We start from the raw sequence: 24,538 nt of genomic DNA on the forward strand, positions 1-24,538 counted from the left end.
TATTTATGCCTCTATTTCGGCTTCTTTGCTCTCCACGGCTGCCAAATAGCGCTCTGCATCCAAAGCGGCCATACAGCCAGTCCCGGCAGCGGTAATAGCCTGACGGTATTCCTTATCCTGAACGTCGCCACTGGCAAAAACCCCGGGCTTGTTTGTCTTTGTGGATTTCCCCTTGGTAACAATATACCCGGTTTCGTCCATTTCCAATTGGTCCTTAAAGATATCGGTATTTGGTTTATGTCCTATTGCTATAAATAAGCCTGTAATTTTAATTTCCTCTTTTTCACCGGTTTGGTTGTTTACCAACTTAAGGCCTTCTACTACTTGGTCTCCAAGAACTTCTTCTATTTCTGTGTAGTATTTAACTTCCAGGTTGGGCGTATTGTTTACCCGGTGCTGCATGGCTTTGGAAGCCCTCATCTCTCCTTTTCGTACCAATAGGGTAACTTTGTTGCAAATATTGGCCAAATAAGTACTTTCTTCGGCAGCGGTATCCCCACCGCCTACAATGGCAACATCTTGACCTTTAAAAAAGAACCCGTCGCAAACAGCACATGCAGATACCCCGCCTCCCCTTAAGCGTTGCTCGCTTGGCAGCCCAAGGTATTTGGCCGTTGCACCTGTAGATATTATTACCGTTTCGGCCTCTATGTTTGTAGCATTGTCTACCACCGCTTTATGGATGCCCCCTACTTCATCGTTCAATTCTATGGAGGTTATCATTCCTATTCTCACTTCCGTTCCAAAGCGTTCTGCCTGTTGTTGCAACTGTACCATCATTGAGGGGCCGTCTATCCCTTCTGGATAGCCGGGAAAATTATCAACCTCGGTTGTAGTTGTTAATTGCCCACCGGGCTCCAACCCTGTATAGATTACAGGTTTCATATCGGCCCTGGCAGCATATATTGCAGCTGTGTACCCCGCAGGGCCAGAACCTATTATTAAACATTTTATTCTTTCAACTTTTTCAGACATGATATATCCTTTCTAAATATTTATATAGCAAAAGTAGGTTTTTTAGTAAAAAGCTTACAGCCGAAATGATGAAAAGTTATTATCAAACAATAAACAAATTTAATATTGAAAGTCATGCATTAAAGAATGTTCATTTTATTTCGTTCATAACATAAAAATTCGTAAATTAACAGTACTCAAATTACTAGTTCATCAAAAATAAAGCAGTTATGAAGACAATATTTTATCCATTGGTTATTGTTTTTGCTCTTGTGCTTCTTTCGGGTACTTCTGAAGATGATGATCAAAAAAATTCTATTCAAGGTGTATGGGAACTGGAAAACCGCTATACCTACGACAATAATACCGTTATAGATACCATTCATAATGTTGACGGTTACCGGCAAATTAAAATGTATCATGAAGGTAAGGTTATGTGGACCCGCTTTGTGCCCAAGGATTCTGTTGAATGGTTTGGATACGGGTCTTACAATACTACGGATAATGCTTTACAAGAAAAACTTGAATATGGTTCTGCGTCCATGATGCGTATTATTGATACCATGCGGATTTTTTCGTTTAAACTGGTAATAGACAAAAACCATTTTAGCCAGATTACCATTGATGATGAAGGAAACTCCATTTTCTCGGAAAATTACAAAAGGATAAAATAACATCTACAATCAAAAATGCTAGAATTATCTAGTTTTTTTATTAATGTAAATTTTGGTCCTTATCGTTTACTTTTTACTATAATGTACTTTTGGAAGGCCCCGGAGCGTTTCTGCCGCAGATTCTGCCGTGATGTCCCTTTGGGGATTGGCAAACATTTCGTACCCTACCATGAATTTCTTTACTTCTGCCGAGCGCAACAACGGTGGATAAAATGACATATGAAAATGCCATTCCGGGTGTTTCCCACCATCCGTAGGACGTTGGTGTATTCCTGATGAATACGGGAACGAAGTTTCAAAAAGATTATCAAACATTATGGTCAATTCTTTAATAATTTCAGCAAAGGCAACTTCTTCTTTTTCGTTTAACTGGGAAATGTCCTGGTAATGTTCTTTTGGCACGATCATGGCTTCATAAGGCCAAACGGCCCAATAAGGCATTAAGGCCACAAAATGATCGTTTTCCAGTAATATACGCTCTTTTAATTCAAGCTCCTGCTTTAAATAATCCTGCAACAAGCTGCTGTTGTTGGCCTCCCAATATTCTTTTTGCTTTTCCTGTTTTTTTACAACCTCTTGCGGAATAGAAGACTGCGACCATATTTGCCCGTGCGGGTGCGGATTGCTACACCCCATGATGGCACCTTTATTTTCGAATATTTGCACATGGTTAATCCCTTTTTTTTCTCCAAGGGATTTATATTCTTCTTTCCATAGTTTTACCACATTGGTAATTTCTTCGACTTCCATTAACGGCAATGTAAGCGCATGATTGGGCGAAAAGCAAACTACCTTGCATATTCCCATTTCGGTTTCGGCCTGCAACAAACCTTCTTTGTATTGTTCTGGCTCCACATCGGGTAAAAGCGCGGCAAAATCGTTTGTAAAACTATAGGTTCCCTTATAGTCTGGGTTTACGTCTCCGCTCGCCCTTTCGTTGGTTGGGCATAAATAGCAATTTGGGTCGTAAGCTACTTTTTGCAATTCACTTTTTTGATCCTTTTTGCCTTGCCAAGGACGCTTGGTCCTGTGTGGCGAAACCAAAATCCATTCGCCAGTTAAAATATTATATCTTCTATGTGGTTTATTGTTTATTGTATTGCTCATTTTCAATGTATTTCCACCCCATTGCTTATGTTCACTTCGATAGGGCTCAATTCAATATTAAATTTTTCTTTGTAGGCCTTGCCAATTTTTTCAATGTATGAAGAAACATAATCCTGGTGAACTAAATTAATGGTACACCCTCCAAAACCACCGCCCATCATCCTAGAGCCTAAAACATAATTGTAATCTTTTGAAAAATCCACCATAAAATCAAGTTCGTCGCAACTAACTTCATATAAATTACGTAACCCATGATGCGATTGATATAGTAAATTGCCAAATACTTCAAAAAGCTCATCCTCCAACGCATTTGCGGCCATGAGTGTCCGTTTGTTTTCCTGTATAACATACAAGGCGCGGTTGTAGACTTTTTCGGGAAGCTCGTCCTTAAATGTCATGATTACGTTTTCTGGTATTTCTACCAAATATTTGTACTGCGGATATTTTTTATTTACAACGCCCAATGCTTCATCGCATTCTTTCCTTCTTGTATTGTACTCGCTACTTGCAAGGTTATGCGATACATTGGAATTTAACAGGACAAGTTGGTAAGGCTCAAATTCAGATTTTATAAGCTGATGTTCCAAATCTTGGCAGTTGAGTAAAATTAAGTGCTTCTTTTTTCCTTTTACCACTGCAAACTGATCCATTATCCCGCATTTGGTACCTACATAATTATGTTCGGCATCGCGGGAGAGGATTATAATTTCGCCTTTGGTAAGGCCTATATTAAAAAGCTTGTTGAGTCCGCTGGCAAAACCACATTCCAAAGCGGCCGAAGAGCTAATACCAGAACCCATTGGCAAATGGCTGTCAATAACGCAATCGAACCCCTTTACCGTATTTGGTTTTAACGCGTGTATATAATGAATAACGCCCAAAATATAGTTTTGCCATTCTGTTTGGCTGGGTTTAACCTCATCGAGATCGATAGTAAAACCTGTTTGGTAATTTTTAGACCATATATGGCATGCATTCGTGCCGCTTTTTCTAAAAGAAAGGTAAATCTTTTTATCGATGGCAGCGGGCAAAACATGCCCCCCGTTATAGTCTATGTGCTCCCCTATTAAATTAATCCTTCCGGGTGAATGTACAGAAACCTCGCCCTCAAAATTTTTTAAATCCAAAAAGTTTTCTTGCCTATTATCAGATTGCGTCGTATTTTTCAAATCTTGCTAATTTTACGTGAAACAAATATAATAAAAGTGATATATACTTTTATTGTAATTTTAAAATATTTTCAAATAAATTATAATCATCAATGATTTCAAGCGCAGAAGAATATTATAAAGATGAATCAAAAATGCACGTTGCAACCGACTGCATTGTTTTTGGTTTTGACGACGGAGAATTAAAACTCCTTATATTTAAAAGACGTGTAGCGCCCAAAAAAGGAGCATGGTCGCTCATTGGAAGCTTTGTCCAAATTAACGAAGATGTTGACAATGCCGCTCGAAGGGTATTAAAAGAGATTACCGGCTTAGACAATGTTTTTTTCGAGCAATCGCTAACCTATGGTAAGGCAGACCGAGACGATGGTGCCCGCTGTATCTCGGTTGCACAATTTGCCTTAATAAGAATTGATGAATATGATAGGGAACTTACCGAAAAACACGGAGCATATTGGTATAAACTCGACGAATTGCCCGATTTGGTTTTGGATCACGACCAAATGGTAATAGATGCCTTGGCCAAGCTACGCCGAAAAGCAAAACACCAGCCCATTGGTTTCGAACTGTTGCCCGAAAAGTTTACCATTCCGCAGTTACAAAGTTTATACGAAGCCATCTTTCAGCGTAATCTAGACCCGGGCAATTTTAGAAAGAAAGTGCTTTCGTTCAAGGTGTTGAAAAAACTGGACGAAAAAGATAAGAGCTCTTCCAAAAGAGGGGCCTATTACTATAGGTTCGACCATGAAAACTACAAAAAGCTTTTAGAGTCGGGTTATAATTTTGAAATTTTATAAGTATTATTTACAATCCCATGTAAAATTTGCAATTTTATAGTTTAAAGTGGGCTTGTAATTGTAATGCCACCATTCTGAAGTAATGGCACCAAAACCAAAAGATTCCATGGTGCTTTTCAATAGTTTTCTATTGTCAAGCACTTCTTCCGGAAGGTTTTGATAGGCATGCCTGGCCTTTCTCCCAAAGAAATCAAAAGGAGTGCCCATGTCCAGTTCTTTGCCTTCCAAATCGGTAAGGGTTATGTCCACGGCTCCTCCTTTGTTGTGTATGGAGCCTTTGGCCGGATCTGCGACATAGGTTGCATTGGGTACTATTTTCCACATCTTTTTTTGTACATCGTGCGGGCGGTAACAATCAAAAAATTTAATGCGGTAACCCTTTTCCATAAAAGCTTTATTTGCCTTTAAAAGCGCCCTTGCAGTAATTGCCCGTACATAGCATTCGCCACAATCGTACACCTGTGCTTTTAAAAAATTATCGGTGGTGGCATATTTCATCTCATAAACAAAATCGTCGCTATAATCTGCCAAGCGTACAAAAGCAGTGTCCTTTACACTATCAAGAGCGGGCATTTCAGCCTTTTTTTCTTCTTTTAACAGTGTACTGTCAACCGTAACTATACTGTCTTTCTTTATAGACGGTCCCGCAGCTTTGTTAGTTTGTTTTGGTTCGTTTTTACAAGAAATGATTACAAGTACAAGTACAAGAAGATAATTTTTCATTTAAAAGCATCTATTTTGTTAAGGTTGGTAAAGATATAAAATTTAAAAAGTTAAAGAATTTATAACACCTTTTTATGCATTTGCTATTATAATTGAAACGAAAAACAATACTCAAAATAGCTGTAATTAAATATATAGGAATATATCATCAGCAATAAGACCGTATAAAAAAGAATATACTCTACATGGTTTTTAAGTTATTCTTACAATTAACTTATAATTCAATTAACGCTTTTGTATTTCCCTGCCTCCTAATTTTGGATTAACAAATTTGATTAACAACAAACAAAAGACAATTATGAAAAAGCAAGTTTTAATTATAGCAGCCTTACTAATAGGTAGTATAGCAAGTGCACAATCGTGGTCCAGCGAGTTCCAGATTGGGGCACGTGGAGGTGTAAACTTTTCCAGTGTAACCGGAGACGATATTGACAGTCCGGATTCAAGGACAAACTTTTATGCCGGTTTGGTGGCAGAAGCGCCATTAAGCGAGCGTTTTTCTGTTCAACCGGAGGTTTTCTATTCTGGTCAAGGTTTTGAAATAAACGACCGTGAAGACGAGCCCGATGGCGAATTTCAGGTAGATTACATTCAGGTACCACTTTTAGCAAAGCTATATCTAGCAGATGGCTTTAACCTACACGCAGGTCCACAAGTTGGGTTTAAAGTAAACGAGGAAATTGATTTTGAACCCACTGAAGACGCAGGCGATTTTGATACAGACGCCATTAATGATGTTGATTTTCAATTAACGGGTGGTGCAGAATATAAATTTGAAAACGGATTCTTCCTTCAAGCCAGATATTCATACGGGCTAACAGAGATTGTTGAAGATAGCGATATCCACAACTCCGTATTTTCTGCCGGATTAGGATACATGTTCTAAAAGAACCATAATTAAACATAATAGGTAAACCCAAACCCAAAAAATCCGTAGGCGTTTTTATAATGCTTACGGATTTTCTTTTTATGCATATGCATCATTAAACCGCTTAAAATTATCCATTTAAAAAATAAACCAACTTCAAATTTACAATTCCATAAAAATAAGTATCCACTTCATAATTAAGTATTATACGTATTTTAAATTAAGTATTTTTACTTATATTTGAATTCAAATTTACGTAGTTATGAAGAAAGTCATTGTTATCGGAAATGGAATGGTTGGCTATAAGTTTTGCGAAAAACTGGTAAATAAAGCCAATAGCACGGATTTTTCAATTGAAGTATTTGGCGAAGAACCCAGGCCTGCTTACGACCGTGTTCATTTAAGTGAATATTTTGGCGATAAATCTGCCAACGAACTTTTACTGGCACCTTCAAAATGGTATTTGGAAAACAATATAAAACTGCATACTTCTTCATTGATTTCGTCTATAGACCCTTCAAAAAAAGAAATAAAAACCTATAAAAACGAAAGCTTTACATACGACTATTTAGTTATTGCTACCGGTTCCTCTCCCTTCATCCCACCAATTAAAGGCGTAGAAAAAAAGGGTGTCTTTGTGTACCGTACACTTGAAGACCTGGATGCCATGAAGAGCTATGCCTCTAAATTAAAATCTGAAGGAAAAATAGAAGCGGCCGTGCTTGGCGGTGGTTTATTGGGGCTAGAAGCTGCCAACGCCGCAAAAGAACTGGGCATGAACACACATGTAATAGAGTTTGCGCCCCGGCTAATGCCAAGGCAGCTCGACCTTCCTGCCAGCAACCTGCTCAAACAAAAAGTTGAAGCCATGAACATAAAAGTCCACTTGGAGAAGGCAACAAGTGAAATCCTTGGTAAAAATGGCATTGAAAGCATGGCCTTTAACGATAATTCTTCGTTAAAAATAGATATGCTCATTATCTCGGCCGGCATCCGCCCGCGGGATGAGCTGGCAAGAAACTCCGGCATTAAAATTGGCGAACGTGGTGGTATTTGGGTAAACAATAAAATGCAAACCTCTGAAAAAGATATTTATGCAATTGGCGAAGTTGCCCTGTACAATAACGGAATATATGGATTGGTTGCACCGGGTTACGATATGGCAAACGTGGCGGTCGAGCAAATTACCGGTGGAGACCTAACCATGGCCCCGTCTATAGACATGTCTACGCAATTAAAGCTTATTGGAACCGAAGTTGCCAGTTTTGGCGATCCCTTTATTGAAAATGATGAAGTCGCGGTAATCTCTTTTGAAAACAAACACAAAGGAATTTACAAACGCATTAATGTTTCCAAAGATGGAAAAAAACTTCTCGGCGGAATTTTAGTGGGAGATGCTTCAGACTACAACACGCTCTTTCAACTGTATATCAATGCAATGAAGCTACCCGAAAATCCTGAAGATTTAATCCTTGGTGCAAGGGGTGGCGAAGCTTCTTCCGTGGGAAGTGTTATGGATTTTCCAGATTCGGCACAAATATGTTCTTGCGAAAGTGTTTCTAAAGGGACCATTTGCGGAATGATACAAGACGAAACTTGCTGCTCTGTCGCAGATGTAGTTAAAAACACCAAGGCTACCACCGGATGTGGCGGGTGTAAACCCATGGTTGTAGATTTGGTAAACGAATCTTTAAAAGCATTGGGGAAAGAAGTAAAGGAAACCTTGTGCGAGCATTTTAGCTATAACCGACAGGAACTGTACGATTTAATAAAAATAAACAAAATAACAACTTTTAACGAAGCCCTAAACCTTTTTGGCAAAGGAGATGGCTGCGAAACTTGCAAGCCTGCACTGGCTTCGCTTTTTGCAAGTATTTATATGGAAACTGCCAATAGGCAGGTTACCATTCAAGATTCTAACGACCGTTTTCTGGCAAACATTCAACGAAATGGCACTTATTCTATTGTACCCCGTGTTCCCGGTGGGGAAATAACCCCCGAAAAGTTAATGGTGCTCGGGAGCGTTGCCAAAAAATACGATCTGTACACAAAAATTACGGGCGGACAGCGCATTGACCTTTTTGGCGCAGAACTACACGAACTTCCCCTTATTTGGAAAGAACTCATCGATGCCGGGTTCGAAAGCGGCCATGCCTATGGAAAATCTCTTCGGACCGTAAAAAGTTGTGTTGGCTCCACATGGTGCCGGTATGGAATGCACGAAAGCGTTTCTTTTGCCATAGAAATTGAAAATAGGTATAGGGGCCTACGTTCTCCGCATAAATTAAAAGGCGGCGTTTCTGGCTGCATAAGGGAATGTGCCGAAGCCCGCGGAAAAGATTTTGGCTTAATTGCCGTAGAAGGTGGCTGGAACCTATATGTATGCGGTAACGGGGGTGCCACGCCCAAACATGCCATTCTACTGGCCGAGCAACTGGACGACGAAACCTGTATAAAATACCTTGATCGGTTTTTAATGTTTTACATCCGCACTGCGGCACCCCTTACCCGAACCGCTCCTTGGCTGGAAAAATTGGATGGCGGTATTGAATACTTAAAAAAAGTTGTTATTGAAGATTGCCTGGGCATTGCCGAAGAACTTGAAAAAGAAATGCAGGGTTTGGTAAACCAATACGAGTGCGAATGGAAACAGGCCATTGAAGATCCGGAAATGATGAAGCGCTTTAAACATTTTGTAAATTCCAACGATCCCGATGACAACATAGAATACGTGCCGTTAAGGGAACAAAAAATGCCAAAGGCCTGGAGATAAACGCATACAGTGGTCTACTATATCAGTTGGCAGGATGTCAGTTGTAAAAACTGCCAACTGAACGCTGAACCTTATTTTTTTAATAACGAATGCTCTCAAAATAATTATACACAATGGAACAAATACTTCAACAATATCAATCGGTTGCATCAACAAAAGTGATGACTTGGTTTCATGTGGGAAAAATTAATGATTTTCCCGAAAACGGCGGAGCCTGTATAAAATATAAGGCCAAACAGATAGCAGTATACAACTTTACTAGAAAATCAAAATGGTACGCCTGCCAAAATGTATGTCCGCACAAAATGGAAATGGTACTTTCCAGAGGAATGATAGGCGACCTAAGCGGAACACCAAAGGTAGCCTGCCCCCTACACAAAAAAACCTTTTCACTTGAAAACGGTGAAAACCTTAATGGCGACGATTATAAAATTGCAACCTATCCTGTTAAAATTGAAAACGAAAATGTGTATATTGGCTTCACCGATTAATTTATGAAGCTATGAGCCAACCGAGTTTTGAACAAGCCATTGAAAAAATAGACAAAGAAAACGCAAAAGACCCAAACAAAGAGATCTATCAAGGTAAGGAATATCCAAAAGAGCTTTTATATGCCCAAAGAATGACCAAGGCATTGCTTGATTTTAATCCTCAAGCCAATGAAGAACTGCAAATTGCCGCAAGGGCACAGCATATTGCCCGTTGGAAAATAGACCGCTCCTCGTATCCCATGGACCGCATTGGATATTTAAAATGGCGGGAAGAACTTAAAAAGATGCATGCCGACATGACCTCCGAAATCCTTTCTGAAGTTGGTTACAATGTTGAGTTTATTGAACGTGTTTCTTTTTTAATACGAAAGAAAATGCTAAAAAAAGACCCCGATTCCCAAACTTTGGAAGATGTTGTCTGTTTGGTTTTCCTTCATTATTATTTTGAAGATTTCGCACAAAAACATCCTGATGAAAAAGTAGTAGATATCCTTCAAAAAACATGGGGGAAAATGTCAGAAAAAGGACACAAAGCTGCCTTAGAACTACCTTTGGACGAAAAAAGTTTTTCCCTTATTAAAAAAGCACTGGCTTAAAAAGAACCTTAATAAAACAGGAAAGGCTTCCAAAATAAGTTATACATTCAATCATGGACAAAAAGGTCACATCGCTCGACCAGAATACCTTTAACCGTTTAAGGAAACTGTACATTATAGCTCTTAGTGCCATTGCCTTGTCGGTTATTGTCAGTCAGTTGTTGGTACGCAAATATTTAAGCGATCAGCGGGACGATGCCAAGATTGTAAACATTGCGGGAAGGCAGCGTATGCTAAGCCAAAAACTAAGTAAGGAAGTGTTACTGCTAAGCCATTCTATCTCCAAATCACAATTGGACACGCTGGAGAACACGCTTCAGTTATGGGTAAATTCGCACAGGGCGTTGCAAAATGGAAGCGGACTTATGCAGTTTGAAGGGAATAATTCAGAAGTAATCAAAACCATGTTCAACGAGCTTCAGCCTTCATTTATAGAAATACAAAATGCCACGAACACTATCCTGCAAAAATCGAAACAAAACGGTTTTTCTTCTGAAAAAATAAGCGGTGAAATTTCTAGTATCCTTTTCCACGAAAGAAATTTTTTGACCCTCATGGATCGCATCGTAAACCAATACGACCGTGAAGCCACACAAAAAGTAGAGAAATTACAGAAACTAGAATTTGTACTGCTAATCATTACCCTTGCAATTTTACTTGCTGAATTTCTCTTGATATTCTGGCCGGCAGCCAAACGTACCAAGCAAACCATAAAGAATTTATTGCTATCGGAAGAAAGAGCAAAGGAGATGGCCTATAATGCCGATAAATTAAGCCAGGCAAAGGAAGAGTCTGTTAAACAATTAAAGGCCTTGAGCCTTGTTATGGAGCAAACACTACTGTTTGCCCGCATCTCTACCGATGGTTATTTAATAGAATTGGGAAATAAATTTAGCAGTTTGTTTAATTACAGGAGTTTTTCGGGAAACACAAAATTTGCCGAAGTCATTTCAACCCATGTAAGTGAGCAAGAGCAAATAGAAAAAATTATTGAAGACCACCTACAAACGGGCTGGCAAGGGGAAATTAAGGGAACTACGGCCGGCAATGCATCTGTATGGCTGGAAATGTCGTTAATTCCGTACCACCCGGTAACCCACAAAGAAGAACTGCTTGTAATTTGTTTTGATATTACCGAACGCAAAAAGGCGCAAATCCAAATAGAAAAACTTACAAAAGAGCGCTTCCAGGCCGAAATGGACCAACAAAAAGAGCTGTCGGCAAAAATTATTGAAAATCAGGAACAAGAACAGAACAGAATTGCCAAAGACATACACGACGGTATAGGGCAAATGCTTACGGGACTTAAATACAACATTGAAAGTATAGATGTTTCCAACCGGGAAAAAACGGCCGAAAAAATTTCCCACCTAAAAGAACTTACAAGCAATATTATTAAAGGCGTGCGGACGGCCACCTTTAACCTTACACCGCCAGAACTTACAGACCACGGCATTGTTTCGGCACTTACAAAACTTACCTTGGAACTTTCTAAATTTACGGGAAAGGACATTGTTCTTTTTAATAAAACCAATTTTAACGATCGGTTAGATTCGCTTACAGAAATAAACATATACAGAATTACGCAAGAAGCAGTCAATAATGCCATAAAATATGCGGAATCTTCGCACATCATTGTTTCGATGTCCCATAGCAATGAAGTTTTAAGTATTACTATTGACGACAACGGAAAAGGGTTCGATCCCAAAAAAACCCAGTCCCGGAAAAATGGCGAAGGCGGCATGGGACTTACATTTATGAAAGAACGTATAAAATATATAAACGGACGCTTGTTTATTTCTTCAACACAGGGCGAAGGTACCCGGGTTACCTTAAATGTGCCTGTTTAAAACTTCAAAATGCTTATTGACAATCCGCTTAAACGGATTAACTTTGGTTAAGTATTTTTCCGTATTTTCGTACTTAGAAAAGCTACAGAACATTCATGGGCACAATCAATATCATTTTGGCAGACGACCACGTACTTGTTAGGGACGGGATAAAATCGTTATTGGAAGACGAAGAAAACATTCAGGTAATAGATGAAGCTTCAAACGGAAAAGAAGCACTGGAAGTTATCGCCAAAAACAAACCCGATATCTTGGTGGTCGATATTAGAATGCCCGAAATGAATGGCATTGAAGTTGTAAAAAAGCTTAAATCTGCCCCAACCGATATAAAAGCCTTGGTCCTTTCCATGCACGATTCAGAAGAATACGTTGTACAATCCATACAGGCCGGGGCCGACGGATACCTCTTAAAAGGCGCCAGCAAAGAAGAATTCATCAAGGCCCTACATACCATTGCAGAAGGTGGCAAATATTTTGCAGGCGATGTTTCTTCTATCATCATCAATAATTTTGTTGACGGAAAACCTAAAAAGAAAGACACTACAAACACAAACGAATTTAACCTTACCAAAAGGGAAAAACAAATAATGGAACAGGTTTTAAAGGGCTTGAGCAATAAAGAAATTGCCGAAGAACTAAAAATAAGCAAACGCACCGCCGAAGTACACCGTTTTAATTTAATGAAAAAACTGGATGTAAAAAACCAGATCGAGCTGGTCAACAAAGCGCAAATGCACAATCTTATATAAAGTTAAATATTACATACAATTCAACTCCGCACCCAATTACCTTCATATTTAATAAAACACATAATAAATAGTTGATTTTTAGCATTTTTACAAAATAAATCAGCTAAATTCCTTTTTTAATAATTCTTCCTAAATACTTGTATTTTTTAACATTAATTACGTATTAATACTTATTTTTAAATCAAAATTAAGTATTATGAAAACTATAGTTACAACAAAAGCTACAAAATTAAATTTAACCAATTTAAAAAGCGTTCCCATAAGAACGTTCTGGATATCTGCTATTGCCTTTTTCATGTGCTTTTTTTCATGGTTTGGCATTGTGCCCTTTATGCCAGATGTGGTAAAAGAGCTTGGCTTGTCTCCAGACCAAAAATGGAACGCGGTTATCCTAGCGGTCACTGGAACCGTGTTTGCGAGATTATTAATTGGTAAATTATGTGATAAATATGGGCCACGGCTTTGCTACACATGGCTTTTAATATTGGGGGCCATTCCTGTGATCCTGACCGGTTTGGTGCAAACTCCTTTTCAATTTTTGGCGTGCAGGCTTTTTGTTGGCTTTATAGGTGCTTCCTTTGTTATTACGCAGGTTCATACTTCCTTGATGTTTGCTTCCAATGTAGTTGGCACAGCCAATGCCACCTCGGCAGGATGGGGTAATCTGGGCGGGGGAGCCAATCGTTTGGGGATGCCGCTAATTGCCGCGGCCGTAATAAGTTTTGGCGTTGCCGAAACCGATGCCTGGCGCTATGCAATGGTTATTGCAGGCAGCATTTGTTTTTTAATGGGCATTGTATACTATTTTTTTACGCAAGACACTCCCGAAGGGAATTTTAAAGAGTTGAAAGAAAAAGGAAAAAAAATACCGAATGCCAAAAAAGATGAAGTAGGCTTTCTGGAGGCCATTAAAGATTACAGGGTCTGGATTTTATTTATAGTTTACGCAGCGTGTTTTGGAATAGAATTAACCGTGTATGGCACCATGGACGACTATTTGCAAAATACTTTTAGGCTGGAAAGGATTACCGCCGGGAACATTGTGCTATCGTTTGCTCTAATGAATGTTTTTGCCCGGACTTTAGGCGGCTTTTTTGGCGACAGGTTTGGCAACAAAAAAGGCCTGCGTGGCAGGGTTTTGTTCTTGGCCATAATATTGGCGGTAGAAGGTATCATGCTTTCCGTGTTTTCTACCATTACCAGTTTAACATTGGGCATTTTCTTCCTCGTAGCATTTAGCCTGAGTGTACAAATGGCCGAAGGGGCTACATTTTCTGTTGTACCATTTATAAACAAAAGGGCCATTGGTTCTATTTCGGGTATTGTTGGTGCCGGTGGGAATGTAGGTGCCTTTCTGGCCGCTATTTTACTGAAATCAAAATCGGCTATTGCCGAAAAAATAGCCATTGCCGAAAGTCAGGGACTAAGCAATGGCCTTATTAAAACAGCCCAAGCTGAAGCTGCTGCAAATGCCGTATCAAGTGGATACCTAATTATTGGTTTTCTTGTAATTGTAACAGGCTTTACCGCCCTTGCAATTAGATTTTCTGTTCAAGACGAAAAAGTTGCACGCAGGGAAACACAACAGTCATCTGGAAAACTCAGCCCTGCAAATGGTTAATCATTAAGGATTAAAATTATGAATCTAAAAATAGTTGGCTGCTAAAATTATTGTATTCATAATAATGGGGAAGCCCTGTTTCATTTTAAAATTAAAATATGCAAATTAGTTTAAAATCGGTGATAGAATGATGACAGAAGAAGTAAAAACAACTTGTTCGTACTGTGGTGTTGGTTGTGGCATAATTGTAAAAAAAGATGCCCAAAACAGGGTAACGGTCGAAGGCGATAAAGACCATCCCGTAAACAGGGGGATGTTGTGTTCTAAAGGAATGAACCTTCATTATGTTGCCAACGATATCTCTGATAGGATTTTGTACCCCGAAATGCGTTGGAGCAAATCGCATCCACGGGAACGTGTTTCGTGGAATAATGCCATGGAAAGGGCAGCTTCGGTTTTTAAATCGATTATAAAAAAACACGGACCGGACAGTGTAGGTTTTTATGTTTCTGGACAATGCTTAACAGAAGAATATTACATTGCCAATAAGCTCACCAAAGGTTTTATAGGAACCAACAACATCGACACCAATTCTAGGCTATGCATGAGCTCGGCGGTTGTTGGTTATAAAAAGACTTTTGGCGAAGATTCGGTACCCATTGCTTACGACGACATAGAACTGGCCGATTGCTTTTTAATTGCAGGAGCAAATCCTGCTTGGTGCCACCCTATTCTCTTTAGAAGGATAGAACAGCATAAGGAGAAAAACCCCGAAGTGAAAATTATTGTCGTGGACCCGCGAAAAACCGATTCTGCTAATTTTGCCGACCTTCATTTGCAAATAATCCCCGGTACAGATATTGTGCTGTACAATGCCATTGGAAGGCGTTTATTGGAACGCGGGCTTATTGATTACAATTTCATAAAAGAGCACACCGAAAACTATCAAAAATACAAAGAGCAAATATTGTCCGTTTCCCTAAAAAAAGCCTCAAAAATATGTGGTGTCCCAGAAAACGATATTAAAAAAGCCGCCGACATGATTGGGCTTTCCAATGGCTACATAAGCATGTGGGCAATGGGGCTAAACCAAAGCGTAATTGGTACCGATAAAAATTTTGCACTGCTCAATTTGTCCCTCATTACCGGGCAAGTTGGCAAACCCGGTTCGGGCCCATTTTCGCTTACCGGACAACCCAACGCTATGGGAGGCCGCGAAGTTGGCGGAATGGCAAATTTATTGGCGGTTCATAAAAACCTTTTCAATGAAACCCACCGTAAAGAAGTAGCCCAATTTTGGGGCGTAAACAGTATTTCGGGGAAAGCCGGTTATACAGCTACCGAAATGTTTGACGCGCTCGAAAAAGGAAAATTAAAAGCCATATGGATTGTATGTACCAACCCAATGGTGAGCATGCCCAATGCCAGAAAAATTGAAGAAGCCTTGAAAAATGCCAAATTTGTGGTTCTTCAGGATATTTCGCATGCATCAGATACTTCTAAAATGGCCGATTTATTGCTTCCCGCTGCCGGGTGGCTTGAAAAAGAAGGTACCATGACCAACTCTGAACGCCGGATTTCATACCTTCCAAAAGCACTGAATGCCCCAGGTGAAGCCAGGCCCGATGTTGAAATATTATGCGATTTCGCTTCAAAAATGGGTTATCGGGGCTTTAATTATAATTCAACAGAAGAAATTTACAGGGAATATTGCTCCATGACCAAAGGAACAAACATCGACATTTCCTTTTTAAATTACGACCGACTTAAAAACGAAGGCACAATACAATGGCCGGTGCCAGAATATAGGCACAAAGGAACCCAACGCCTTTTTGAAGACCGGAAATTTTACACGCCAACGCAAAAAGCAATTTTCAATGTTCCATACAGCACAGAAAATGCATCTATTCCAACCGATGCAAAGCAGCCGTTAATTTTAACAACCGGAAGAATTAGGGATCAATGGCATACCATGACAAAGACAGGCAAGGTATCCCGCTTGCATACGCATTACCCCAGCCCAGTAATAGAAATAAACCCCGTAGATGCCTATTTGTACCATATAAAAAATGGCGACATTACCGAAGTTAAAAGTAGAATGGGTACGGTACGGCTTCGCGCAAAAGTTACCGACAATGTCCGTGAGGGCGTTATTTTTATCCCGATGCACTGGGGGAAAGTGTTAAAAAGTGACCTTAACCGGGCAAACAACCTTACCAATACCATTGTTGACCCACAATCCAAAGAACCCGATTTTAAATTTACGGCCGTTTCGGTATCAAAATATAAAAAAGAGAAAGAAAAAATTATAATTGTTGGCGCAGGTGCCGCCGCATTCAGGTTTGTTCAAAATTACCGGGACCATAACCCACTTGATGAAATTGATGTCTTTTCAGAAGAAGAGAATCCGTTTTACAACCGTGTGCTTTTACCGGAATATGTTACCGAAGAACTTACTTGGGAACAGCTTCAAAAAATGAAGGAAAACGAGCTGAAGAAACTCAAAATAGCCATTCATGGCGGAATTTCCATCACACAAATCAACAGGGAGCAAAAAACCGTTACGGACGCACATGGAAATTTATACAGCTACGACCGCTTGATATTGGCTACCGGAAGCCGGGCCTTTGTTCCAAACGATGTACAATTAAACCTGCCGGGCAGGTATACGCTTAGGAGCAAAGAAGATGCCGACCAATTTAAACTTCATCTGGACAAAATTAAACTCCCAATAAAAGAAAAACATGTGGTTATTGTTGGGGGCGGACTTCTAGGATTGGAGCTTGCCGCAGCTCTTAAGCACCAAGGCATGAAAATTACCATTATTCAACGTTCCTCAAGACTTATGGAGCGCCAACTGGATAAAACTTCCAGTAAATTACTTGCCATGGACGTCCAGGAAAGAGGCGTACAGATTTATTTTGACAATGAGGTTAGCACTGTTTTTGACGATGAAGAATCTGGCGACCTTTTTATAACGCTTAAAAGTGGTAAAAGCTTTAATGCACATGCCATTGTGTATGCCATTGGTACACGGCCGAACATAGAAATTGCCAAAAAATCTGGAATAAACTGTGGAAGAGGCATCAAAATAAACCAACATTTGCAAACTTCAGATGCATCGATATTTGCAATTGGCGAAATTGCGCAGTTTAACAATCAACTGTTCGGAATTACTTCCGCAGCGGAAGAACAAGCCAATATTTTATCAAATTTTATCGCCGGAGATATCAGCAGTTCGTACAAAGGTTCTGTGTTGATGAACATCCTTAAGTTTAACGACCTCAACCTTTGCAGTATCGGGGACCTTAACATTCCCGAAAACGATAGCAGTTATGAAGAAGTTATATTCATGGACGTAAGCAAGCGCTATTATAAAAAATGTATTGTAAAAGACGATTTACTGGTAGGGGCCATCCTTATGGGCGATAAAAACGAATTTGCCGAGTTTAAGGAGATGATCGAAAACAAAACAGAACTTTCGCACAAAAGGGACACCCTGCTCCGCGGAAGCGGAAATACAAAACCCGTAAAAGGAAAATTAATATGCTCGTGCAGCCAAGTGGGCACCGGAAATATAGAGGAGGCCATTTCCAGCGGATGTACCGACTATACAGCCTTGTGCAAACAAACCGGTGCAGGCCTGGGTTGTGGAAGTTGCAAGACCGAAGTAAGGCAGCTCCTAAAAAACAGTGCCGTACTCACTTAAAAAACAAAACAATGAGAAAAGAATTGTACCGTTTAATCATAAAAGGAGGCGTTTTATCTCCCGGCGAGCTTAAAAACATAGTAACCTGCGCCGAAAATTCGGGCCTAAAAAGTATTTCTTTTGGCTCCCGGCAGGACATTCTTTTCAACAAAGAGATTAAACGGGAACAGCTCGATAATTTTAACGACCTGGAATGGATTGCGCCCAATGCTAAAGGTACAGAGAACATTATGTGCTCTTATATTTCTGCCGATATTTTCCCAAACACCAGTTGGTTGACGGGAGACCGCTATTTGTATATCTTAGAACAGTTTAGGCATCAACCATTATTAAAAATCAACATTGCCGACCCCAAACAAAGGCTCGTTCCACTTTATACCGGACATTTAAACTTTATTGCTTCTCCGCACGAAGATTATTGGTATTTGTACTTAAGGCTCCCGCAATGGGAAAAAACGACCATGTACCCGGTATTGATCTATAGTTGGGATATTGCCAAGGTGTCGGTTGCCATTGAGGCGCTCCTGCAAGAAGAACCCGAAAATGTTTCAACGGTATTCGAGCTGGTAAACGATGCCGTGGACGCTAACAACAGAAATATTGACACTCCCTTGCACGTACCTTTTCACCCTTTTCCTTATTATGAAGGGATGAACAGGATGGGCACCGACAAATATTGGCTGGGACTTTATTGGAGAAACAATAAATACGACCTAGATTTTTTAAAATCCATGTGCGATCTGTGCGCCGAATGCAAAATAGGTAAAATAGGCATTACCCCATGGAAATCTTTTATCATTAAAGGAATCCAGACAGAGTTTAAATTAAAATGGGAAAAATTTTTAGGAAAAAGAGGCATCAATGTCCGCCATTCCATGTTGGAACTAAACTGGCATTTGCCCGTTGCCAATAAAGAAGCTTTGAAACTTAAAAGATACCTGGTCTCCAATTTCGATCAAAACGACATCAGTACTTACGGGCTTACCTTTGGAATTACCGATTATACCCGTAAAGCCTATTATTTCACCTCTATTGTAATTGAAAAGAACAAACAGCCCGAAATTTCGGTCGATTTTAAAATACGCGACACCTATAACCTACTTTATGCCAAAAACTTCGACCCAAATACAATGGAATACCTAATCCATGTGCAGGACGTAGATAAAGTGGAACTCCCCGGCCTGTTAATTGAACTCAGCAAAATGTATTTTGATGTTTTAGGTGAGGGGCAAGACACTCCCAATAAAAAAACAGAAAAAAAAGATACCATTGAAACAGAAGTATACCAATGTAGGGAGTGCCTAACCATTTACGACCCCGAGTATGGCGACATAACACAAAATATCGATCGGCAAACCCCATTCAACGAACTGCCCGAAACCTATTGCTGTTCCCTATGCGAAGCTCATAAAAGTGCCTTCGCCAAAAAAGTATTGGTAAAAGAATTGGAATGATGTGGGATGTTGTTCAATTAATAATTAGGTTTTTTTGCTATTATGTAGCTATGATGTTACGTTGCTATGCTGTTGAGGGTTGAGAGTCCAGAGGTTCAAGGTTTCAGGTTTGAGTATGTTAACTAATCCCTAATCACTTTTCCCTTATCGCTAATCACTATTCAAGGTTGTTATGCTGTTACGATGCTATGTTGTTGAGAGTTGAGGGTTGAGAGTCCAGAGGTTCAAGGTTTCAGGTTTCAGGTTTCAAATATCGCTAAGGGAGTGTTCAATTAACTAATCCCTAATCACTTTTCACTTTTCCCTAATAACAATTAACCATTAACTAACCCCCTTTCCTCATTTACTTATTAATTCATTGCATTATGTGACTTCTCCTTACGTCGAAGTGACCAGAAACCAAAACTATAAATCCTGAACCCTCAACGCTAAACTAGAAAAAGCCTTAAACTCAATCATGGCCTTGGCCGCGCAGTATTTTAAAAACATGGAGGACATGGGGGAAAATAGCTTCCATGGATTCTCTTGCACCATTGGTAGAGCCCGGTAAAGCAAGTACCAAACAATTCCCGATGGTACCGGCCATACTTCTGGACAACATTGCAAAAGGCATGCGCTCTTGCCCGTAACTCCGTATGGCTTCTTCTATCCCTGGTATTTCCCTATCCAACAAAGGTTTTAATGCTTCAGGTGTGATATCCCTGTAAGACAATCCGGTTCCCCCGGTATAGATCAATAAGTTATGGTCACGTGATAATTCTTTGGCTTTCGAGGCGATAATATCTTTTTCGTCTGGAACAATTTCATAATTTAAAACTTCAACATTGCATTCCTTAAGCTTTTTAATAATGGCCTTTCCGGCGGCATCTTCCTTTTTTCTTTCAGAAATAGTATCAGAACACACAACAACTGCTGCCTTTAACCCCAATGGGTACATGCGTTTAAATTTATCGATCCCGCCCTTGCCCGATACCATTTTTACAGGACCCAAATCTACGCCCCCATCTGGGTTACCGTTAAAAAACTGCCTTAATGCAATTCCCGCTATCGATGCGCCCAACATGGCCTCTGCATCCAGATTGGTTTTATGGATGCCCTTTACCATAACGGTAAAGGTAAGTTTGTTCTCTTCCAATAGGTCGGTTATTTCAATGGCATCAATTAAAAAAGGATGAGCATTCGGCAATATCGATGGGGTGTTTTTAACGGCCAATAAAACCGTAGTCTTTACTTCGGCAAAAACTTCTTTGGTATAAAGCGGCATCAAAGGGGTTCCGAGCGTAAGCGTAATTTCGGCCGTTGAGGCATAAAGTGTTTTTATTGTGGTTGAAATATCTTTCATCTTAAATAGTATTTAACGATATATCATAAAAGGAGCGATACCGTTTTTCATTTTGTAATCCTTTTTCAAATATAAGATTTAGTGAACGGTAAACATGCTTAAAAAAAGAAGAATCTGCCCTGTTCGGGAAAAAAATTTAAGCCCCCTGATGAATTTAAGCCCAAATACAGTGCTGTATTATATTAAAAACCTCATTATCAATTAAAAGAGATTGAAATATTTATTAAAATAAATACTGTGATGTCAATTAATAAGAGTACCTTTGCGCCCTTATTTTAAATAGATATATGAACAAATTTGAACAATTAGGACTGAACGAACAGCTACTCAAGGCCATAACCGACATGGGCTTTGAAACGCCTTCTGAAGTACAGGAGAAAGCTATTCCGGTCCTACTCGCCAACGAAACCGACATGGTGGCCTTGGCACAGACAGGTACAGGGAAAACAGCTGCTTTCGGATTTCCTATGATTCAGAAAATAGATGCAAACAGCAAGACCACGCAAGGGCTTATTTTATCGCCCACACGCGAACTATGCTTGCAAATCGCCAACGAATTAAAATTGTATTCCAAATATTACCCATCGCTAAACGTGACGGCCATATATGGGGGCGCCAGTATTACAGAACAGGCAAGACAAGTAAAAAGAGGAACGCAGATTGTAGTTGCCACGCCCGGTAGGATGAAAGACATGATAAGCCGTAACATGGTAGACATTTCTAAAATTGAGTATTGTGTACTCGATGAAGCAGACGAAATGCTGAACATGGGCTTTTACGAAGACATTAAGGACATTCTTTCGCATACGCCAAAAGAAAAAAGCACATGGTTGTTTTCTGCAACCATGCCAAAAGAAGTAGCTACAATTGCCAAGAAATTCATGAAAAACCCACATGAAATTACCGTGGGAACAAAAAACTCTGCATCAGAAAATGTACAACATGAATATTATGTAGTTAGCGGTAGGGACAGGTATTTGGCCCTGAAACGCTTGGCCGATACCAACCCGGATATTTTTTCGGTGGTTTTTTGCCGGACAAAGCGCGATACCCAAAAAGTAGCAGAAAGGTTAATTGAAGACGGATACAATGCCGGTGCACTTCACGGCGATTTAAGCCAGAACCAACGTGATATTGTTATGAAGGCCTTTAGAAGCCAACAAATACAAATGCTGGTTGCCACAGATGTTGCCGCACGCGGTATTGATGTAGACGATATTACCCACGTTATTAATTACCAGTTACCAGATGAAATAGAAACCTATACGCACCGAAGCGGGCGTACGGGAAGGGCTGGTAAATCGGGGATCTCAATGGTTATTATTACCAAAAGCGAACAACGTAAGATACATGCCATAGAACGCATTATTAAACAGAAATTTGAAGCAAAGAAAATACCAACTGCCGACGAAATCTGTGAAATCCAGTTGTACCACTTGGCAAGCAAGATCAAGAACACCGAAATAAACGATGATGTTGAGAACTATTTGCCTGCAATAAACGATGTTTTAGAAGGCATTGACCGCGAGGAACTTATTAAAAAAATGGTCTCTGTAGAATTTGGCCGTTTTGCCGAATATTACAAAAAGGCAGGCGACCTTAATGTTGCTGCAAATTCAAGTTCCAACGGAAGCGATTATTCATCAGAAGGAAACACAAGATATTTTATCAACGTTGGTTCCCGTGATGGCTATGACTGGATGGTTTTAAAAGACTTTTTAAGAGAGCAGCTTCAACTGGAAAAAGACGACCTGTTTAAAGTAGATGTTAAAGAAAGTTTTTCTTTCTTCAATACAGATTCTACGCATACCGAAAAGGTCTTGGCCACTTTCTCTGAATTTAAAATGGACGGACGTTTCATCAACGTAGAAGTTTCTAAAAATGCCCGCGAAAACTCAAGAGGGCGCGGTAAACGCTCTGGCGGAGGCGGAAAACGAAGCAGAAGAAGCGATAAAGGTTCTGGGGGCAGTTATGGAGAAAAACGCTTTGGTAAAAAAGGCGGAAAAGGAAATAAGCCCGGGAGTGGAAAAAGAAGATCTAAAAAAAGATTTTAGTTAATTATAAATTAAAAATGCGCCAATAGGCGCATTTTTTCCTTTTGTTTGCTATTTTTAGCCGCAATTTAATTTACGTAACGAACTGTTGGTCTATTGTGATACCTACTATATTTGTTTATAAACCAATCACATTCTTTAGGCATCAGATTACTTTTTTAGTATGTTTGAAGTAATGAAAAAAATATTTTTGATATTAGCCCTTCTCTCCTTTGGCCATGCCTTTTCGCAAGACAACGAAGGAGCGTTAAAAGGAACTGTCGTGAACACTTCGGACGATGCGCCTTTGGACAATGTCCATGTACTTAACCTAAACCAGGTTATCGGTACCATTACCAACGAAAAAGGCGAATTTAATATTCCCGCCCGCGCCAACGACACGCTATATTTGTCGTACCTCGGTTTTAAGTCCATTAAAGTCCGCGTTACCAACGACATGCTCAAATATCAAAATACCAAAATAGGATTGACCGAATTGGCTTATGCCCTGGAAGAAGTTGTGGTACGGCCATTCCAACTTACGGGCTACCTAGATATCGATGCCAAGAATATTCCCATAAACGAATCTGCCCGATACAGCATTTCGGGCCTAAACGTTGGTTACGAAGCCGGTAGCAGGAACCCCAATGCCTTTGCTAAGGTTATGGGCTCCATCTTCAACCCGGCCGATTTCCTCCATAACCTCTTTGGAAAGAAACCCAAACAAATGCGAAAGCTTAGAAAAATGCAGGAAGATGATAAAATCCGTAATTTGCTGGCTTCCAAATTCGACCGCGAAACCTTGATGGCCCTATTGCAAGTGGACAAAGTGGATATTGAAGAAATTTTACGAAACTGTAATTATTCCGACAGTTTTATTGAAACCGCCAACGACCTCCAAATTCTCGATGCCATAAGTAATTGCTACGAAGAATACAAAGTACTTAACCGAGGGAATTAATCAAAGAAAGACATCTATAAAATTTTATTGAGTCTACGTAATCAATCACAATGTACTTTCGCTTCCAACCGAGAGGTTATTAAAGTTAACACTTTTATAATCAAGCATTAACCGCGCTTCGGCCATTAAACATATGTTATGATCTATAGCGGGCAATCGGTAAATTTTCATATTAAATATCAGAAAATATAGGTTATTCTATTAACTTCTTGTTTTTTAAATGACAAAAAATAGCATATTTACGACACTAAACTTATATCTATGAAATATTCTTTAATGGCATTTCAAAAATATGCCGAATTTAACGGACGCTCCAGAAGAAGCGAATATTGGTATTTTTTCTTGTTCAACATGATAGTCAGCTATTCGTTACTTTTGGGAGAAGCGTATATAAATGGCACAAGGTATCTTAATTTAGTATATGTTATTGCCTCATTTATTCCTTCTCTTGCAGTGGGTGTAAGAAGACTTCATGACGTTGATAAAAGTGGTTGGTTTATACTCGTTCCCCTGTATAACATAATACTACTTGCTACAGAAGGAGATAATGGTCCAAACCAATATGGTCCCGACCCTAAAAATGAAAATATCTCTGAAATAGAAGAAATCGGGAAAGAATAACCCTTCCCTTACTTTTTGTAACAAAAAAGTTTAGCTGCTACATTGCAACGGGATTTTATTCATTATTTTTTTTAGTATCTTCAGTATCAATAAACTAAAAAATTAA

19 protein-coding genes are annotated in these 24,538 nt (G+C 39.6%); 14 read left to right on the forward strand and 5 right to left on the reverse strand.

All coding sequences use genetic code 11. From position 1 onward, the window contains the following. Positions 1-3 precede the first annotated feature (3 nt). Positions 4-975, reverse strand: a complete 972-nt coding sequence (trxB, locus tag UXI14_RS12350) for a thioredoxin-disulfide reductase (protein ID WP_335966398.1) — start codon at positions 973-975, stop codon at positions 4-6. A 209-nt stretch (positions 976-1,184) separates the two neighbouring features. On the opposite strand from trxB, the gene UXI14_RS12355 reads away from it, so the two are divergent. Continuing rightward, positions 1,185-1,628: a hypothetical protein gene (locus tag UXI14_RS12355; RefSeq protein ID WP_335966399.1), complete on the forward strand. Its 444-nt coding sequence runs from the start codon at positions 1,185-1,187 to the stop codon at positions 1,626-1,628. Between the two features lie 66 nt (positions 1,629-1,694). Here the strand turns inward: UXI14_RS12355 and UXI14_RS12360 are convergent, their stop codons facing one another. Next, positions 1,695-2,735 (reverse strand): UDP-glucose--hexose-1-phosphate uridylyltransferase, encoded by a 1,041-nt coding sequence (locus UXI14_RS12360; protein ID WP_335966400.1) that lies wholly within the window; start codon positions 2,733-2,735, stop codon positions 1,695-1,697. A gap of 2 nt (positions 2,736-2,737) precedes the next feature. Then, positions 2,738-3,904: a galactokinase gene (gene galK / locus UXI14_RS12365; RefSeq protein ID WP_335966401.1), complete on the reverse strand. Its 1,167-nt coding sequence runs from the start codon at positions 3,902-3,904 to the stop codon at positions 2,738-2,740. A 92-nt stretch (positions 3,905-3,996) separates the two neighbouring features. On the opposite strand from galK, the gene UXI14_RS12370 reads away from it, so the two are divergent. Beyond that, on the forward strand, positions 3,997-4,701 hold the full coding sequence (locus UXI14_RS12370) for an NUDIX domain-containing protein (RefSeq protein WP_277900694.1): 705 nt from the start codon (positions 3,997-3,999) through the stop codon (positions 4,699-4,701). Positions 4,702-4,704: 3 nt separating this feature from the next. Here UXI14_RS12370 and UXI14_RS12375 read toward each other — a convergent pair whose 3' ends face one another. Then, complete coding sequence (locus UXI14_RS12375) at positions 4,705-5,424, reverse strand: M15 family metallopeptidase (protein ID WP_335966402.1); 720 nt, start codon at positions 5,422-5,424, stop codon at positions 4,705-4,707. Between the two features lie 298 nt (positions 5,425-5,722). On the opposite strand from UXI14_RS12375, the gene UXI14_RS12380 reads away from it, so the two are divergent. The 9 genes from UXI14_RS12380 (at position 5,723) to UXI14_RS12420 (ending at position 19,475) form a co-directional block, all read left to right on the forward strand. Beyond that, positions 5,723-6,310 carry a porin family protein gene (locus tag UXI14_RS12380; protein ID WP_277900692.1) on the forward strand — a complete coding sequence of 196 codons (588 nt, stop codon included), beginning with the start codon at positions 5,723-5,725 and terminating at the stop codon, positions 6,308-6,310. Between the two features lie 244 nt (positions 6,311-6,554). Then, positions 6,555-9,065 (forward strand): nitrite reductase large subunit NirB, encoded by a 2,511-nt coding sequence (nirB, locus tag UXI14_RS12385; protein ID WP_335966403.1) that lies wholly within the window; start codon positions 6,555-6,557, stop codon positions 9,063-9,065. Between the two features lie 113 nt (positions 9,066-9,178). Next, complete coding sequence (gene nirD / locus UXI14_RS12390) at positions 9,179-9,556, forward strand: nitrite reductase small subunit NirD (RefSeq protein ID WP_277900690.1); 378 nt, start codon at positions 9,179-9,181, stop codon at positions 9,554-9,556. A gap of 11 nt (positions 9,557-9,567) precedes the next feature. Further along, a complete protein-coding gene (locus UXI14_RS12395; protein WP_335966404.1) occupies positions 9,568-10,152 on the forward strand; it encodes a DUF4202 domain-containing protein in 585 nt (194 codons plus the stop codon). Between the two features lie 53 nt (positions 10,153-10,205). Beyond that, entirely contained in the window at positions 10,206-12,002 is a 1,797-nt protein-coding gene (locus tag UXI14_RS12400) for an ATP-binding protein (RefSeq protein ID WP_335966405.1), read from the forward strand. A gap of 95 nt (positions 12,003-12,097) precedes the next feature. Further along, positions 12,098-12,751: a response regulator transcription factor gene (locus tag UXI14_RS12405; protein WP_335966406.1), complete on the forward strand. Its 654-nt coding sequence runs from the start codon at positions 12,098-12,100 to the stop codon at positions 12,749-12,751. Between the two features lie 196 nt (positions 12,752-12,947). Next, positions 12,948-14,372 carry an MFS transporter gene (locus UXI14_RS12410; RefSeq protein WP_335966407.1) on the forward strand — a complete coding sequence of 475 codons (1,425 nt, stop codon included), beginning with the start codon at positions 12,948-12,950 and terminating at the stop codon, positions 14,370-14,372. 127 nt (positions 14,373-14,499) lie between these two features. Continuing rightward, positions 14,500-18,021, forward strand: a complete 3,522-nt coding sequence (locus UXI14_RS12415) for a molybdopterin-dependent oxidoreductase (RefSeq protein ID WP_335966408.1) — start codon at positions 14,500-14,502, stop codon at positions 18,019-18,021. Positions 18,022-18,032: 11 nt separating this feature from the next. After that, positions 18,033-19,475: a rubredoxin gene (locus tag UXI14_RS12420; RefSeq protein WP_335966410.1), complete on the forward strand. Its 1,443-nt coding sequence runs from the start codon at positions 18,033-18,035 to the stop codon at positions 19,473-19,475. A 451-nt stretch (positions 19,476-19,926) separates the two neighbouring features. On the opposite strand, the gene UXI14_RS12425 is transcribed toward UXI14_RS12420, so the two are convergent. Continuing rightward, the gene (locus UXI14_RS12425; RefSeq protein WP_335966411.1) at positions 19,927-20,817 is read right to left on the reverse strand and encodes a molybdenum cofactor synthesis domain-containing protein; all 891 of its coding nucleotides are present in this window, start codon (positions 20,815-20,817) and stop codon (positions 19,927-19,929) included. 287 nt (positions 20,818-21,104) lie between these two features. Here UXI14_RS12425 and UXI14_RS12430 point away from each other — a divergent pair, with 287 nt between their 5' ends. From UXI14_RS12430 to UXI14_RS12440, 3 genes are all read left to right on the forward strand, one after another. After that, a complete protein-coding gene (locus UXI14_RS12430) occupies positions 21,105-22,871 on the forward strand; it encodes a DEAD/DEAH box helicase (protein ID WP_335966413.1) in 1,767 nt (588 codons plus the stop codon). Positions 22,872-23,046: 175 nt separating this feature from the next. After that, positions 23,047-23,811 carry a carboxypeptidase-like regulatory domain-containing protein gene (locus tag UXI14_RS12435; protein ID WP_335966414.1) on the forward strand — a complete coding sequence of 255 codons (765 nt, stop codon included), beginning with the start codon at positions 23,047-23,049 and terminating at the stop codon, positions 23,809-23,811. 261 nt (positions 23,812-24,072) lie between these two features. Further along, positions 24,073-24,432, forward strand: a complete 360-nt coding sequence (locus UXI14_RS12440) for a DUF805 domain-containing protein (protein WP_335966415.1) — start codon at positions 24,073-24,075, stop codon at positions 24,430-24,432. Positions 24,433-24,538: the final 106 nt, after the last annotated feature.

The sequence above is a fragment of the Galbibacter sp. PAP.153 genome, from assembly GCF_037029175.1.
Taxonomy (GTDB): Bacteria; Bacteroidota; Bacteroidia; order Flavobacteriales; family Flavobacteriaceae; genus Galbibacter; species Galbibacter pacificus.

Excerpts from the sequence above, each read along its gene's own strand:
- trxB (WP_335966398.1), bottom strand. The coding sequence starts at position 975 with ATGTCTGAAAAAGTTGAAAGAATAAAATGTTTAATAATAGGTTCTGGC.
- UXI14_RS12355 (WP_335966399.1), top strand. The coding sequence starts at position 1,185 with ATGAAGACAATATTTTATCCATTGGTTATTGTTTTTGCTCTTGTGCTT.
- UXI14_RS12360 (WP_335966400.1), bottom strand. The coding sequence starts at position 2,735 with ATGAGCAATACAATAAACAATAAACCACATAGAAGATATAATATTTTA.
- UXI14_RS12370 (WP_277900694.1), top strand. The coding sequence starts at position 3,997 with ATGATTTCAAGCGCAGAAGAATATTATAAAGATGAATCAAAAATGCAC.
- UXI14_RS12375 (WP_335966402.1), bottom strand. The coding sequence starts at position 5,424 with ATGAAAAATTATCTTCTTGTACTTGTACTTGTAATCATTTCTTGTAAA.
- UXI14_RS12380 (WP_277900692.1), top strand. The coding sequence starts at position 5,723 with ATGAAAAAGCAAGTTTTAATTATAGCAGCCTTACTAATAGGTAGTATA.
- nirB (WP_335966403.1), top strand. The coding sequence starts at position 6,555 with ATGAAGAAAGTCATTGTTATCGGAAATGGAATGGTTGGCTATAAGTTT.
- nirD (WP_277900690.1), top strand. The coding sequence starts at position 9,179 with ATGGAACAAATACTTCAACAATATCAATCGGTTGCATCAACAAAAGTG.
- UXI14_RS12395 (WP_335966404.1), top strand. The coding sequence starts at position 9,568 with ATGAGCCAACCGAGTTTTGAACAAGCCATTGAAAAAATAGACAAAGAA.
- UXI14_RS12400 (WP_335966405.1), top strand. The coding sequence starts at position 10,206 with ATGGACAAAAAGGTCACATCGCTCGACCAGAATACCTTTAACCGTTTA.
- UXI14_RS12405 (WP_335966406.1), top strand. The coding sequence starts at position 12,098 with ATGGGCACAATCAATATCATTTTGGCAGACGACCACGTACTTGTTAGG.
- UXI14_RS12410 (WP_335966407.1), top strand. The coding sequence starts at position 12,948 with ATGAAAACTATAGTTACAACAAAAGCTACAAAATTAAATTTAACCAAT.
- UXI14_RS12415 (WP_335966408.1), top strand. The coding sequence starts at position 14,500 with ATGATGACAGAAGAAGTAAAAACAACTTGTTCGTACTGTGGTGTTGGT.
- UXI14_RS12420 (WP_335966410.1), top strand. The coding sequence starts at position 18,033 with ATGAGAAAAGAATTGTACCGTTTAATCATAAAAGGAGGCGTTTTATCT.
- UXI14_RS12425 (WP_335966411.1), bottom strand. The coding sequence starts at position 20,817 with ATGAAAGATATTTCAACCACAATAAAAACACTTTATGCCTCAACGGCC.
- UXI14_RS12430 (WP_335966413.1), top strand. The coding sequence starts at position 21,105 with ATGAACAAATTTGAACAATTAGGACTGAACGAACAGCTACTCAAGGCC.
- UXI14_RS12435 (WP_335966414.1), top strand. The coding sequence starts at position 23,047 with ATGAAAAAAATATTTTTGATATTAGCCCTTCTCTCCTTTGGCCATGCC.
- UXI14_RS12440 (WP_335966415.1), top strand. The coding sequence starts at position 24,073 with ATGAAATATTCTTTAATGGCATTTCAAAAATATGCCGAATTTAACGGA.